The organism is Sinomonas cellulolyticus (genome assembly GCF_014656475.1).
Classification (GTDB): Bacteria; Actinomycetota; Actinomycetes; order Actinomycetales; family Micrococcaceae; genus Sinomonas; species Sinomonas cellulolyticus.
This window is the reverse complement of sequence record NZ_BNCM01000019.1, coordinates 1-14,096: the sequence shown is the minus strand read 5'-3', so window position 1 is coordinate 14,096 and position 14,096 is coordinate 1. Positions and strand designations below refer to the sequence as shown.

General features: G+C 67.3%; 14 protein-coding genes. 9 read left to right on the top strand and 5 right to left on the bottom strand.

Annotated elements, in window-relative coordinates:
* Positions 1-38: 38 nt before the first annotated feature.
* Genes IE231_RS17035 through IE231_RS17020 form a run of 4 tightly spaced genes read right to left on the bottom strand, consistent with a single transcriptional unit; the run spans position 39 to position 4,720 of the window.
* The gene (locus IE231_RS17035) at positions 39-1,109 is read right to left on the bottom strand and encodes a substrate-binding domain-containing protein (protein WP_189695196.1); all 1,071 of its coding nucleotides are present in this window, start codon (positions 1,107-1,109) and stop codon (positions 39-41) included.
* Positions 1,110-1,145: 36 nt separating this feature from the next.
* Complete coding sequence (locus IE231_RS17030; RefSeq protein ID WP_201896957.1) at positions 1,146-2,174, bottom strand: ABC transporter permease; 1,029 nt, start codon at positions 2,172-2,174, stop codon at positions 1,146-1,148.
* Positions 2,161-3,705 carry a sugar ABC transporter ATP-binding protein gene (locus IE231_RS17025; protein WP_189695195.1) on the bottom strand — a complete coding sequence of 515 codons (1,545 nt, stop codon included), beginning with the start codon at positions 3,703-3,705 and terminating at the stop codon, positions 2,161-2,163. The genes IE231_RS17030 and IE231_RS17025 overlap by 14 nt, the downstream gene beginning before the upstream one ends.
* A 4-nt stretch (positions 3,706-3,709) precedes the next feature.
* Entirely contained in the window at positions 3,710-4,720 is a 1,011-nt protein-coding gene (locus IE231_RS17020; protein WP_189695194.1) for an NAD(P)-dependent alcohol dehydrogenase, read from the bottom strand.
* A 198-nt stretch (positions 4,721-4,918) separates the two neighbouring features.
* Here IE231_RS17020 and IE231_RS17015 point away from each other — a divergent pair, with 198 nt between their 5' ends.
* Genes IE231_RS17015 through IE231_RS17005 form a run of 3 tightly spaced genes read left to right on the top strand, consistent with a single transcriptional unit; the run spans position 4,919 to position 7,945 of the window.
* The gene (locus tag IE231_RS17015; protein WP_189695193.1) at positions 4,919-5,869 is read left to right on the top strand and encodes a sugar-binding transcriptional regulator; all 951 of its coding nucleotides are present in this window, start codon (positions 4,919-4,921) and stop codon (positions 5,867-5,869) included.
* A complete protein-coding gene (gene xylB / locus IE231_RS17010; protein WP_189695192.1) occupies positions 5,866-7,263 on the top strand; it encodes a xylulokinase in 1,398 nt (465 codons plus the stop codon). Before IE231_RS17015 ends, xylB begins: the two co-directional genes overlap by 4 nt.
* On the top strand, positions 7,253-7,945 hold the full coding sequence (locus IE231_RS17005; RefSeq protein WP_189695191.1) for an HAD-IA family hydrolase: 693 nt from the start codon (positions 7,253-7,255) through the stop codon (positions 7,943-7,945). The genes xylB and IE231_RS17005 overlap by 11 nt, the downstream gene beginning before the upstream one ends.
* 309 nt (positions 7,946-8,254) lie before the next feature.
* On the opposite strand, the gene IE231_RS17000 is transcribed toward IE231_RS17005, so the two are convergent.
* The gene (locus IE231_RS17000) at positions 8,255-8,833 is read right to left on the bottom strand and encodes a hydroxymethylglutaryl-CoA lyase-like TIM-barrel protein (RefSeq protein ID WP_306341576.1); all 579 of its coding nucleotides are present in this window, start codon (positions 8,831-8,833) and stop codon (positions 8,255-8,257) included.
* 304 nt (positions 8,834-9,137) lie between these two features.
* On the opposite strand from IE231_RS17000, the gene IE231_RS16995 reads away from it, so the two are divergent.
* The 6 genes from IE231_RS16995 (at position 9,138) to IE231_RS16970 (ending at position 14,077) form a co-directional block, all read left to right on the top strand.
* The gene (locus IE231_RS16995) at positions 9,138-10,265 is read left to right on the top strand and encodes a tyrosine-type recombinase/integrase (RefSeq protein WP_229867331.1); all 1,128 of its coding nucleotides are present in this window, start codon (positions 9,138-9,140) and stop codon (positions 10,263-10,265) included.
* Positions 10,258-10,611 (top strand): helix-turn-helix domain-containing protein, encoded by a 354-nt coding sequence (locus IE231_RS16990; protein ID WP_189695188.1) that lies wholly within the window; start codon positions 10,258-10,260, stop codon positions 10,609-10,611. The genes IE231_RS16995 and IE231_RS16990 overlap by 8 nt, the downstream gene beginning before the upstream one ends.
* A complete protein-coding gene (locus IE231_RS16985; protein ID WP_189695187.1) occupies positions 10,604-12,106 on the top strand; it encodes a site-specific integrase in 1,503 nt (500 codons plus the stop codon). Before IE231_RS16990 ends, IE231_RS16985 begins: the two co-directional genes overlap by 8 nt.
* 29 nt (positions 12,107-12,135) lie before the next feature.
* Positions 12,136-12,696: an RNA polymerase sigma factor gene (locus IE231_RS16980; protein WP_189695186.1), complete on the top strand. Its 561-nt coding sequence runs from the start codon at positions 12,136-12,138 to the stop codon at positions 12,694-12,696.
* Complete coding sequence (locus IE231_RS16975; protein ID WP_189695185.1) at positions 12,693-13,514, top strand: hypothetical protein; 822 nt, start codon at positions 12,693-12,695, stop codon at positions 13,512-13,514. Before IE231_RS16980 ends, IE231_RS16975 begins: the two co-directional genes overlap by 4 nt.
* Positions 13,515-13,720: 206 nt before the next feature.
* Positions 13,721-14,077, top strand: coding sequence for a hypothetical protein (locus tag IE231_RS16970; protein WP_189695184.1), 357 nt, complete (start codon positions 13,721-13,723; stop codon positions 14,075-14,077).
* Positions 14,078-14,096: the final 19 nt, after the last annotated feature.

The following is a 14,096-nucleotide window of genomic DNA, read 5'->3' as shown; positions in this document are numbered from 1 at the left end:
ATGATGCCCTGCCGGCGTTCCGTCCTGACTCGATTCGGTTACTTCTGCTGTCCGGGCAGGCCCTCGTAGGCGATGTTGCCGGTGGTGAGGTTGTCCTCGATCAGCTTGGGAAGGCCTGTGATGAAGGCGTCCTTGTCGGTGACGACGTTCTTGAGTGCCTGGTCCACGTTGTCCTTGGTGATGGCGGGCATCTTGTAGATGGGCTTGGCGTCCACCTTCTCGCCCTTGGCGAGCTTGACGGCGACGGCGAGGCCGGTCGCCATTTCCACGGTTCCGTGCTGCAGGGACGTTCCGATGAACTCGCCGGACTTGACCGCCTTGAGTCCGTCCTCGATGCCGTCGATCCCGACGATCGGCACGCCGCTGATGCCGGCTTCCTTGAGTGCCTGGAGCGCACCGAGGCCCATGTCGTCGTTCTCCGCGATGACGCCGTTGATCTGTCCGCCGAAGGCGGAGATCCAGTTCTTCATCTTGTTCACGGCCTGATCGCGCTTCCAGTTGGCGGTGTCCTTGGCGAGCACCTTCATTCCCGGGTTGGCGGCGAGGACCTTGTCGATGCCGGCTCCGCGGTCGATCTCTCCGGACCCGCCGAGCGGGCCCTGGAGGATGACGACGTTGCCCTTGCCGTTGAGGGCCTTGGCCATCATCTCTGCTTCCTGCTGGCCGGCTGCGACGTCGTCGGGCTGCACGGAGCCGTTGAGGGCGTCGTTCTTCAGGGATGCGTTGACGTCGATGAAGGGGATGCCTGCGGCCTTCGCGGCGGCGACCTGTGGCTGGAGGGATCCGGCCTGCACGGGGTTGACGAGGATGGCGTCGACCTTCTGGTTGATGAACTGGTCGATCTGTGTCGCCTGGGTGTTCACGTCGAGGTTGGCGGAGTTCCAGAGCACGTTGACGTTGTTCGCCTTGGCGTAGGCGTCGATGCCTTCTTTGCCTTGGGTGACGAAGGAGGACATGTCGTAGACGCTGACGCCGATGGTGGTCTTCTTGTCCTTGGCGCCTGCTGCTGAGGCATTCGGGTCGCCGGCGCCGCAGCCGGTGAGGAGGAAGGCTCCGATGCCCAGTGCAGCGATGGATGCGGTCGTACGGCGGGGAAGGCGGAATTTCATTGGTGCTCCTTTGCAGATTCTTTGGCGGTGGGGGTCTCAGTTGGCACGGCGTTCGTTGGCCCAGACGTCGACGGCGACCGCCGCGACGATCAGGACGCCCTTGATGACGTTCTGCCAGTAGGCCGGGACGATGAGGAGATCGAGTCCGTTGTTCAGGGTCTGGATGAGAAGCAGGCCCAGGGCCGTTCCCCAGATCGTGCCGCGCCCTCCCATGAGGGAGGCGCCTCCGATGACGACGGCGGCGATGGCGTCGAGTTCGTACCCGGCGCCGAGGTTGGGCGCGCCGGAGATTACCCGGGATGCGAGCATGATGCCTGAGAGGCCCGCGAGGACGCCGCTGATCATGTAGACGCTGAAGAGGATGCTCCTGCTCTTCACGCCGGCGATCTCTGCGGCGTGGCGGTTGCCGCCCACGGCGTAGACCCTCATCCCGTAGACGGTGCGCTTCATGACGACGGCCAGGGCGACGATGAAGACGATCATGAGCAGGACGGGGATCTTCAGGCCGAGCACTTCGGTGTTCGCGAAGGCTCCGAATCCGGCGGGGAGGCCGTTGATGGGCGCGCCGCCGCCGACTACGTACGCGAGGCCTGAGGCCAGGGTCAGCATGCCGAGGGTGGCGATGAAGGGCGGGACGTTCATGCGTGCGACGACGAACCCGTTGACGGCTCCGGCCACGAGGCCGACCACGACTGCTGCGGCCAGTGCGAGCCAGAGCTGGTCGGGGTTGTTCTTGGCCACGAGCGCGGCGACCATCGCGCTGGCGGCGATCACGCTTCCGACGGAGAGGTCGATCCCTCCGGTCAGGATCACGAGGGTCTGGCCGAGGGCGATGAGGGCGAAGGGGGCGGCCGCGACGAGGATGGTGGAGAAGTTCTCGACGGTGCCGAATCGTGCGCTTCGGTAGAGGAAGAACGCGATGACGAGGAGCATGACGACGATCATGGCGTTGTTGATCAGGAGCTTGCGCAGCCATGCGGCGGTGAATCTCGGGGGCCGGGGTCCCCTGGCCGCCGGAGTGTCCGTGGTGTCGCGCACCGCGGCGGGGTTGTTAGCTGTGGGCATTTCGTGGTTCCTTGTTCGCGGCGGCTTCCTGGCCGGAAGCGTGACGGAAGATTCGGTCCTGGATGTCGGGGGCGGCGAGCTGCTCCTGGGTGAACGAAGCGGCGACGGCTCCTTCGCGCATGACCAGTGCGCGATGTGAGAGGGAGAGGATCTCGGGCATGTCCGAGGAGGCCATGACCACGGCCATTCCCTGGGCTGCAAGGCCGACGATGATGCGGTAGATCTCGTTGCGTGCGCCGACGTCGACTCCGCGCGTGGGTTCGTCCAGGAGCAGGACCTTGACCGGTCCGGTGAGCCAGCGGCCCAGCACGACCTTCTGCTGGTTGCCGCCCGAGAGCGTCTCAACCTGCTGGTCCAGGCTCCGACGCTTCAGGGACAGGGAGTCCATCACAGCGGATATGGAAGCCGTGCGCCGGCCGTTCAGGAGCCAGCCGCTCAGCGAGAAGGCGCCGGCACGGGGGAGGGTCGCGTTGTCGAGGATGGACATGCCCATCACCGCTCCCGCTCCCTTGCGGTCCTCGGGGACCAGGACCATCTCGGCGGCGATCGCGGATGCCGGCTCGCCCGGCCTGATCTTCCTGCCGGAGACGTGGACGCTTCCTGCATGGGAGCGTCGGAGCCCGTAGATCGTCTCGAGGAGCTCGGTCCGGCCCGCGCCGACGAGCCCGGCGAGTCCCACGATCTCGCCCTCGCGGACTTCGAGCGAGATCGGGGGCCGCCCGTCCACGACGAGGTCGCGCACCTCGAGCAGTACGTCGTTGCCGGGCGCGGGCAGCTCGGGGAAGAGGTCTTCGAGTTCCCTGCCGATCATCGCCTCGACAATGCCGTCATCGGTGATGGCATCGATCGGGCAGTCTTGGACGAGTGCCCCGTCGCGCAGGACGACCACGCGGTCGGCCATTGCCCGGATCTCCTCCATCTTGTGGGTGGTGAAGAGGAGGGCGACGCCTTGATCCTTGAGGGTCCGGACCACGTGCTCGAGCTGGGCCACCTCGTGTTCGGCGATGGCGCTGGTGGGCTCGTCGAGGAGCAGGACGCGGGCGCCGCGGCTGGCAGCCTTGGCGATCTCGATGATCTGGCGCACACCGACGGGCAGGGCTCCCATGCGTGCTTCCGGATCGATGTCGACTCCGAATGGGGCGAGGAGCCTGCGCGCCTCGTCGGTCATGGCACGTCGGTTCAGGAAGGGCCCGCGGCGCAGTTCGCGGCCGACGAAGAGGTTTTCGTAGACCATCAGTTCGGGGATCGAGGCCAGTTCCTGGGGGACGATTGCCACGCCGAGGCGGTTGGCGGCCTGCGGATTGCCCGCGGGCAGCGGGTGTTCGCCGACGTGCACCGTCCCTTCGTCGGGGACGTACTGCCCGGAGGAGATCTTCATCAGGGTCGACTTGCCTGCGCCGTTCTCGCCGGCCAGTGCGGTGACCGTTCCGGGCTCCAGTGCCAGGGAGATGCCCTTCAGGACCGGGATCCCGGCGAAGGCCTTGGAGATGTCCGTGCAGCGCAGGGCCGCAGGGGGTGGCTGTGCGGTCATCTGTTCACAGCCCGGGGGAGACGATGGTCTTCAGGCTGGTCGGCTGGGTGGACTCGATGAGCGCGTCGGCGACCTCGTCCAGGCCGTGGCGTCCGGTGACCATCGAGTCGAGGTCGACGCGGCCCGTGCGCACTAGGTCGATCGCGGTCGGCCAGGTGTTGGCGTACCGGAAGACCCCGGTCACGACGAGCTCGCGGTTCTGGATCGCAGGGATCGGCAGCGAGACCGCGTCCGCCCCCATGCCGATGAGCACCATGCGCCCGGCCGGGGCGAGGGCGGCCAGCCCCGATAGCACCGCCGGGGTGGCGCCGGAGCATTCGAGGAACGCGTCGACCTCCAGCCCCAGGCCGGCGACGTCGTCGGTACGCGGGTTCAGGGTACTCGTGGCCCCGTACTTCAGTGCCTGTTCCCGCCGCCGGTCGTCGAGGTCGCTCACGATGATCTCGGTCGCACCAAAGGCCCTGGCGGCCTGGGCGGCGAGGATGCCGATGGGGCCGGCTCCGGCGATGAGCACGCGTGATCCCGCAGTGATCTCCGCCTTGCGGGCGGCAGCGATCCCCACGGACAGCGGCTCCATCAGCGCCGCGGCATCGTCGGTGACGGAATCGGGGACGTCGAAGGCGAAGTGGGACTGGATCGTCACGTACTCGGCGAACGCCCCGTCGACCGGAGGCGTGGCGTAGAAGCGCATGTGGGGGCAGAGGTTGTACCTGCCGCTGAGCGTCTGCGGCGAGGTCGATGAGGGATGCTGCGGCTCGATGGAGACACGCCGGCCGATCCGGTCAGCGGGAACGCCGGCGCCGACGGCGACAATCGTTCCCGCTGCCTCGTGGCCCAGGACCAGCGGCCGGTCGACAACGAAGTCACCGATCCGCCCTTCCTTGAAGTAGTGGACGTCCGAGCCGCAGACGCCGACCGAGGCGACCTTGACCAGGACCTCGTCGGCGGCGGGGCGGGGCACGGGCCGCTCCTCCACGACGAGGCTTCCCTGCTTGATCAGGACGCTGGCGCGCATGGTTTCCGGAAGATGTTCAGGCATGTCGTTCCCGTCGAGTGGGTGGTCCGGCCGGCACAGCGGCGTCAGCGTCGGACCTTGGGGTGGGGTCGTGATGAGTATGGCCCCAATCACGACACATGTGCAAGCAGTATGTTCACATGTTCAATTCTGATGATCTGGACGTAAGATGATCAGAAGCATTCGGAAGGGGTGCAAGTGTCGAAATCCACGGTCGGACCGGAGCGGCTGGTCCGGCTTGCCTACATAGCCAGACGCCATTACCTCGAGGGACGCACCCGCATCGAGATCGCCGAGGAGCTCGGAATGAGCCGGATCAAGGTCGGCCGGATGCTCGACGACGCCATAGCCTCCGGCATCGTCACCTTCAACATCGCCGCACCGGATGGCCTGGACGTCGAACGTTCTCTTGCGCTCCAGCGCAAGTACGGCCTCAAGCACTCCGTCGTCGTCCACACGCCGACCGAGGCGTCCGAGACCATCCAGCGCGAGCTTGGGCGGGCGGCGGGTGACCTGCTCGCTGAGATCGCCACGGCGGAGGACGTCATCGGAATGACCGCGGGACGCACGCTCAGCAGCATGTCCCAGCAGCTGCGGGAGCTCCCTGCCAGCGAGGTAGTCCAGCTTGCGGGGATCGCCGGCCCCGTGCAGGCCACCGGGGTCGAGGTCATCCGCCGCGTCAGCTCGGTGTCCGGCGGCAGGGCCTGGACCATCTACGCGCCTATCATCACCTCGGACGCGGCCGCGGCGGAGGCCATCACACGGCAGCATGAAGTCCGCCAGACCTACGCGCAGTTCGCCCGTGTCTCCATCGCTCTCGTCGCCATCGGCAGCTGGGCCCCACCGGACTCCCAGCTCTACGACAACCCGGCGCTCTCCTCCAGCGAGCGGCGGGCCGTCCTGGACGCCGGTGCCGCGGCCGACATCGGCGCGATCCTGATCGACCGCTCCGGCAAGGTGATGGACGTGCTCCCGGGCCGAAGCGTCGCGATCGACGAGCCGGGCCTGCGCCGTATTCCCGAGGTGATCGGCGTCGCCGGCGGGACGAACAAGACCAAGGCCGTTGCCTCGGCCTTGGCCTCCGGCCTCATCTCGTCCCTTGTCACCGATTCCGCCCTCGCGGGCCGCCTCCTCGAGGAGAACCCATGACGTCCAGGACCATCGTCTCGGGCATCGATTCGTCCACCCAGAGCTGCAAAGCCGTGACAGTCGACGCGGAGACCGGCGACATCCTCAGCACGGCCTCCGCCGCCCACCCGGACGGGACCGCCGTCGACCCGCGGCACTGGTGGAAGGCACTGCAGGACTGCACCCCGGACGGGTTCGCGGACTCGGCGGCCCTCGCCGTGAGTGCCCAGCAGCACGGCCTCGTCGCCCTCGGCGCCGACAACCGGCCCGTGTACGACGCCCTCCTGTGGAACGACACCCGCTCCGCGCCGCAGGCAGCCCAGCTGCGAGAACGGTACGGTGACCCATGGTGGGCCCGTGAGATCGGTGTGGTCCCGGTGTCGTCGTTCACGCTGACCAAGCTCGCCTGGCTCGCCCAGAACGAGCCCGCCGTCGCCGCGGCGACGCGCACGGTGCTCCTCCCGCACGACTGGCTGACCTGGCAGCTGGCCGGAACGAAGGAAGCCCCGACCACTGACCGCAGCGATGCCTCCGGGACCGGGTACTTCTCCGTCCCCCAGAACAGCTATAGGCCCGAACTCATAGAGGAGGCGTTCGGATCCGTGCCGCAGCTGCCAAGGGTCCTCGCGCCCAACGAAACCGCGGGCCGGACGCCCGCCGGAACCCTGCTGGCCGCCGGCTGCGGAGACAACGCCGGCGCCGCCCTCGGCCTTGGACTCCGCCCAGGAGAGGTCGTCGTCAGCATCGGCACCAGCGGCACTGTGTTCACCTCCACGCCCAAACCAGTCGAAGACCCGTCGGGAGCGGTCGCCGGATTCGCCGATGCCACGGGCCAGAACCTCCCCCTGCTGGCCACCATCAACGCCGCCCGTATCCTCGCGAGCACCGCACGGCTGCTGACCGTCGACCTCCCCGAACTGGACCGCCTTGCCTCCGCGGGACCGGTCGACGCGGCCGGGCTGACACTCGTGCCCTACTTCGACGGAGAGCGCACCCCCAACCTCCCCGACGCACGCGGCACCCTCCTGGGCATGAGCAGGGCCAACCTCACCCCTGAGAACCTCGCCAGATCAGCTGTCCTGGGGCTCCTGTGCTCTCTCGCGGACGCCCTCGACGCGCTCCGCGCGCAGGGAATCGCTGCAGACCGCGTCCTCCTCATCGGCGGAGTGGCGAAGTCGGGCAGCGTGCGGGCAGCCGCAGCAGACATTCTGTCCGCCGAGATCCAGGTCCCCGAGCCAGCGGAATACGTGGCCCTCGGCGCCGCCCGCCAGGCAGCCTGGGCACTCTCCGGCGACGCCGAGCCCCCACAGTGGAAACGGCGCATCCAGACCTCCTTCGAGCCCACTCAATCAGGGTGGGCCGCAGACGTCCGAGGACGATTCAAGGACGCGAAGGAGCGGCTCTATGGAGTCTGAATCCGCACCCGCCACGACGAGCCAGGGAATCGAACTCGAGGCGAAGGCCATCCTCTTCGATCTGGATGGCACACTGATCGATTCCACCCAGGCCACCGAGCGCTCCTGGAACAAATGGGCGGAAGCACTCGGGATCGACGGATACCGCCACAACGGCCACGGGCTCCCCGCCAGGGACATCGTCGCGCGGCACGTCGCGCCGGACCGGCGGCAGGAGGCACTGCGCCTGGCGGAACGCCTCGAAGAGCAGGAGACCGAGGGGATCGCAGTCAAGGAGGGCGCCCGTCGACTCCTCCGAAGCATCCCATCTGGCCGATGGGGCATCGTCACCTCATGCACCGCGGACCTCGCACGGGTCCGCATGGACGCCGCGGGACTGGCCGCACCCGCCGTCATGATCACGGCCGACGACGTGGTGCACGGCAAGCCAAGCCCTGAGGGATACCAGGCGGCCGCACGGTCGCTCGGATTCGACCCGATCGCCTGCCTCGTCGTCGAAGACACAGCAGCAGGGCTCGAAGCCGGCCGCTCGGCCGGATGCCGCACGGTCGGCGTGGCAGGCACCCTCGCCGCACCAGAGCTCGACGCGGACTATGTCATAGAGTCCATGACGCTGGTGTCCATCCGCCCCACGGAGACCGCAGTCGTCGTGCACCTGGCTGCCCCCCAACAGCCACGCTGACCCCCTCGGCACCCATCACGCAGAGCCCCGTGCCCAACCGGCGTGGATCCGATGAGCCAGCCGGCGCGGTCGAGGGCGGCCGTCGCGTGCTTGTAGTCGGGTTCGGCATGCCGGATCATCGCGCGTTCAGGGGCGGCGATGAAGTCCTGCCTAGGTCGCGTTCGCGTAGCATTCGCCGAGAAATCGGCGGAAGCGCCGGTTGGCCTCGGAAGGTCATCGGCCTCGACCGATCCGCTGGGTGGACGAAGGCGGCCCCAGGCCGAGGGCCGGGGCCGCCATTGTGCGGTGTTCCTCCTTGGGGTGGGCGGACTACAGTGATCCTGCCTTCAGGGCTGCGCCGAGGATTGCGGTCCCTGCTTTGGACTGGGTTTCCCGTCCGAGCAGCCGGGTGATCTGGGCTCCTGCCCTGGTGACGGCGTCGAGGTCGATGCCTGTGTTGATGCCGAGCCCGTCGAGCATCCAGACAAGGTCTTCAGTGGCGAGGTTCCCGGTCGCGCTCTGGGCGAATGGGCAGCCGCCGATGCCGCCTGTTGAGCTGTCGAAGCAGGTCACTCCGCTGAGGAGTCCGGCCAGCACGTTGGCCAGTGCCTGGCCGTAGGTGTCGTGGAGGTGCAGGGCGAGCGATTGGGCGCCTATGCCGTCCGTGGCGTGGCGGTCGATGAGGTCGAGGACATGCCCTGGGGTAGCCGTCCCGATTGTGTCACCGAGGCTTACCTGGTCGCAGCCTGCGTCTAGGAGCGCCCGCGTGCATTCGGTGACGGCGGGGGCGTCCACCGGGCCTTCCCAAGGGTCGCCGAAGCACATGGACACGTAGCCGCGGACGGTGAGGCCCTTGTCCCTTGCCTTGCCGGCAATCGACGTGGCCGTGCCCGGCCTCGCACCAGCCACGGAGGCCCGTCGTGCCAGGGGGCAATCGGCGCGCCGACAGGGAAGCAGTCCGTGCTGTCGAATTCGCATCCGATGCGAACATGTCACCCTCTACTTGACATAATCTCCGTTATCGGCGTTCGACTAACGGGAGTTGCATCTGGTGCGAGAACTCCCGTTCGACCGCGATTCCGGCGTTTGCGCAGGTCAGCCTTGGATTCGGTGCCCCGCGGAGATTACCCTGGATGCCGTCGATTTGGCCGGCTTGGCCAGCCCGCCGTAGGTTACTTGCATCTAATGCATGTTTCCATGGTTTAGGGGTGGAGTGGAAAGCGCTGTTCCGGGCTCCGTGCCGCGGCTGCTCAGCGATCCCGGCGTCGGACTGTTCCGCGCCGACGAGCGCGTCTTCATCGAGATGCTGGACCGCTGGCGGGCGCAGATGCTGGCCCGCGGGCTGACCGCCGGGACGATCAAGGGCCGCTGCGGCGTGGTGGGCAGGTTCCAGGAGTTCACCGGGGAGTTCCCGTGGCAGTGGCGCCCGGTGGACGTCGAGGAGTTCCTGGCCGAGCTGCGCTCGGGTGAGAAGCCGATCAGCCTGACCACCCTGCGCTCGTACAGCAACGCGATCGCGATGTTCTGCGCCTACCTGACCCATCCGGCCTACGGCTGGGGCGAGTTCTGCGAACGCACCTTCGGCGGCATCCCCACGCAGATCTGCTTCGAGTGGAACACGCCCCGGCACACCACCGACGACGCCGTGCCCGCCGGGCGGCGGGCGTTCACGGTGCAGGAGCTGCAGCGACTCTTCGACCACCAGGACGACCTCGTCGACCGCGAGTACGCCGCCGGCAGCAAGCGGTGGCTGCCCCTGCTGCGGGACTCGATCGCGTTCAAGGTCTGCTACGCCTACGGCCTCCGCCGACGGGAGCTTGCCATGCTCGAACTGGAAGACTTCGGCCCGAACCCGCACGTGCCCGACTACGGGCGCTTCGGCGCCGTCCAGGTCCGCTGGGCCAAGGGCACGGCCGGCTCCGGCCCCCGCCGCCGGACCGTGCTGACCGTGCCCGAGTTCGACTGGGTTGTCGACCTGCTCAAGGACTGGACCAGGGGCGGGCTGCGCGAGCGTTTCGCCACCGCCGACCGGTCCTCCGCGCTCTGGCCCAGCGAGCGGGCCGACCGTGTGGCCGTGGGCAGCCTCGGAGACGCCTTCGCCCAGGCCCGGGCCGCGGCCGGGCTGCCCAAGGAGCTCGGCCTGCACTGCCTGCGGCACTCCTACGTCACCCACCTGATCGAGGCAGGCTACGACCCGGCCTTCGTCCAGACCCAGGTCGGGCACGCCTACGCCTCCACCACTGGCCTCTACACCTCGGTATCGTCGGACTTCAAGCAGAAGACCGTGCAGAAGATGATCGCCCGGCGCACCGCCAAGCCCGAGGAGGAATCCAGTGCCTGAACAGCGCCGGATCGGCTACCGCTGGAACCTGCGCGCCCTGATGGCCCAGCGCAACCTCTGGAAGACCACCGAGCTGATGCCCCTGCTCCGCTCCCGCGGGATCAACCTCTCCGAGAGCCAGATCTACCGCCTCGTCACCAGCACCCCCGAACGCATCCCGGCACGGACGTTCGCGGCCCTCTGCGACATCCTCGACTGCACCCCGAACGACCTCTTCGAGCCCTACGTCGAGATGCGCGCCGCCGCGACGGCGAACGCTCCGAAGCGCAGCGAGGACCTGGGCATCCAGCCCCGCAGCCCCATTGCCAAGCGCATCCGGCTCGTCAACCCGGACGAGGGTGAGTAGGCCCCGCAAGGCCGAGGACCCCACCCGCTGGCCGGTCCCCTGCACCCGCTGCGGCCAGCACCACCAGACCGTCGCCAGCTGGCCCGACGGCGGGGTCTGCGGCTACTGCTACCAGCAGGCCAAGCGCATCCGGGGAATCTGTGGCTGCGGGCACGAAGGCATCCTCCCCGGAATCGTCGACGGCGCGCCGGCATGCCGGGCCTGCACAGGAGTGAAGCTCAACGTCGACTGCGTCTCCTGCGGCGCCGAGGACGAACTCCACAGCGGCGGGAGGTGCTGGACCTGCACCCTGGCCGACACCGTCGAGGGCCTCCTCACCGACCCCGCAACCGGGACCATCGCTCCCGTGCTCGTCCCGCTCGCCACAGCCCTGAAGTCGATGAAGCGCGCCAACAGCGGCCTGACCTGGATCCGCCAGAAGCACGTCACCGAGTTCCTGCGCCACCTCGCGATTGCCCCGAGGGTCACCCACGAGGCCCTCGACCAGCTGCCCAGCTCGCGCACCCGCGAATACGTCAGAGGCCTGCTCGCCGAACACGGCGTCATCCCCCGCCGCGACGAACTCCGGGCCCGATACGACCGCTGGGCCGAGGAAGCCCTCGAGCGCGTGGCCGACCCGGCGAACCGGGACCTCGTCCGCCGCTACATCCGCTGGCACCACCAGCGCCGGATGAACCAGATGGATGAAGTCCGCCAGGGAACCTTCGAGCGCAGCAAGCAGACCGTCACCGTGGCCATCGACTTCCTCAACTGGCTCACCGAACACGCAACCAGCCCCGCAGAACTCCAGCAGGCCCACCTCGACGCCTGGCAGGCCCAAGGTCCGACCACCCGCGGGATCGCCACCCGATTCCTCACCTGGGCCATCAGGGCCCACGCCGTTCCACCGGGCCTGAAGATGGCACCCCACCGGCGCGGCACGAGCCCCAAGCTCAGCGCGGACGACCAGGAGGCGGCCCTGCAGCAGGTGGTCCATACCGACGAACTCATCCCCCGGGACCGCGCCGCAGCCATCCTCGTCATCGTCTTCGGCCAGCAGATCGAGAACGTCGCCGCCCTGACCTGGAACGATGTCACCGTCACCGAGGAACTCGTCACAGTCAGGCTCGGCAGCATCGAGATTGCCCTGCCCGACCCCCTCGATCGCCCCTGGCGCGACCTCGCATCCGATCCCGGCCACGGCCTCACCGCAGCCCACCCCGACAGCAACTGGGTCTTCCGCGGCACCTCCCCCGGACGCCACATCACCACAACCCACCTGCGCTCACGGCTCCGGACCATCTTCAGTGCACGTGCAGCCCGGCTCGGAACCCTCCACGAGCTCACCAAGCTCGCACCCGTGCCCCTCATCGCCGAAATCCTCGGCTACTCCCCCGCCACCATCGAACGCCACGCCACCGACTCGGCAGCCGCCTACGCCCAATACATCGCCGCTGCACGGCAGACCGGCACGCGCCGCCAGGACGCAATCCGCCCGCTGCCTGATGGCGCGTAACAGGTTCACGAATCCAGACAGGTGTAGGTATGCGGAAACAAGCAAAGGGAACCGGACGTGAAGCCCGCTTTGCCCAGCTCTACAACGATGCCTATGAAGACCTGCTGCGGTTCGTTCAGAGGCGAGCGGGCCCCGACCAGGCCGAGGACATCGTCCACGACGTCTTCGTGGTTGCATGGCGCAGATTCGATGACATGCCCTCCGAATCCAGCGATGCGCGCGCCTGGTTGTTCGGAACGGCACGCAACTGCCTCCTAGCGGAGCAAAGGATCCATCACCAACGAGGGGCCCTCGCCATCCGCATGGCCGCAGAGGCCGAAGCATTCGTCGCCTCACCGGACGATTCCATTGCACTTCAGCTGGACATCGCCACAGCCTGGGGGCGCCTGACGCCGGACCATCAAGAAGCCCTTGCCCTCACGGCGTGGGAGAACCTCACGTCCTCGCAGGCAGGCAAAGTCCTCGGGATCTCTGCCGTGGCATTCAGAGTCCGCCTTCATCGCGCTCGGGCATCCCTGCGCAGGGCGCTCGGCAATACGACAGCGACCACCACAACCGACCAGTACTCAGCAACGGAGCAGCTGACATGAAGACCGACCACCTCCTGAACAAGCTACGTGAGTTCGATCCCGCCCCAGCTGCCACCGCCCACCCCACGGAGCGAATCCGACGGGCCGCACGCCTCGAACAGATCCTCGCGGACCGGCCAACAGAAACAGCTCCCGAGCGCCGGCCTCGCAGCCGATGGCTCCGATGGCTGGCGGTGCCCGCCGCCGCGCTCACCCTGGCGGCCGCCGGGACCGTGCTGCCAATGCTGACCGGCAACGCCGATGAGGCCTACGCCTCCTGGACTGCTGTTCCAGATTCCCTCAGCCCCGCGGACCAGGCCATCGCCGCGGATGCGTGCGTCGCCGCAGGGCTGTCCATGACTTCACCCTCACTAGAGATTGCGGAACGTCGAGGCGAATGGGCCGCACTGCTCTACATCGGTGCCAACTCCACCTCCGCAACCTGCATCGCCCACGTCCCAGCAGGCGCCAGCCATGCAGGAGAGGTGAGCTTGGCCCGAAACGGCGGAAAGAGCGCTGAGCCCATGGGAGACCAATTCACCCAGAACGCCATCACTGAGTTCAGCGACCGCTGGGCCCTGATTCCCAACACCAGGCCGCACATCTCATTCACCGTGGGCGAAGTCGGCGCAAACGTCGAAGGTGTCAGCATCAGAACGGCAGACGGGGAAACCATTCAAGCGTCCGTGAAGAACGGACACTACGTCGCGTGGTGGCCGGGCCACGCGCTAGGGAACAAAACCGAAGCGAACGGAGAACCCACCGCCGACCTTGAATTCAGCCTCACCCTGACCGACGGCCAACAGATCCCAAACGCGCAGCCCCTCAAGCCTTCCTAGCAAGCGATAGACCGAAAGGACGGACTCGACGCCGATCGAGTCCATCCTTTCGGCTCTCCCAACAGCGTCCTGAGGATCAGGAGCAGCTACTCCCGTGCAGCCAATACCCGCTGCTGCCAGTTAACTACCCGGAGTTGCATCTGATGCGAGAACTCCCGTCCCATCGTGATTCCAGTCTTGAGCCCGGGATCGATCAGAATGACTGAATGGGAACGAATGCCAGCAATATGCACCGATGGTACCGGAAGAACTTCAGAGGTCATGCTCTCTCGATCACGCAACTCGCAATTGAATTTGAAGACCGAGACCTACAGCGCGCCCTACTCAACGGCCACATCACTCGCCGGATAGCAACGATCGGTGATATCAGGGCCTATGCTCTACTCCCTTACGAGAAGAGGGTGGCAGCGCTCAACGCGGCGCGCTATGCGTCTGCATTCAACGCCGCCTCCGCGACCCCTGTCGTTTTGGCGCTGATTGCGCTCTGCGTCGCGTTCGTACCAAAGCAGGCCGAGGGACTGTACTTTCAACGGTGTAACTCTGATACAGGAGGTACCCGATGAGCGTTGATGTTGAACCGGC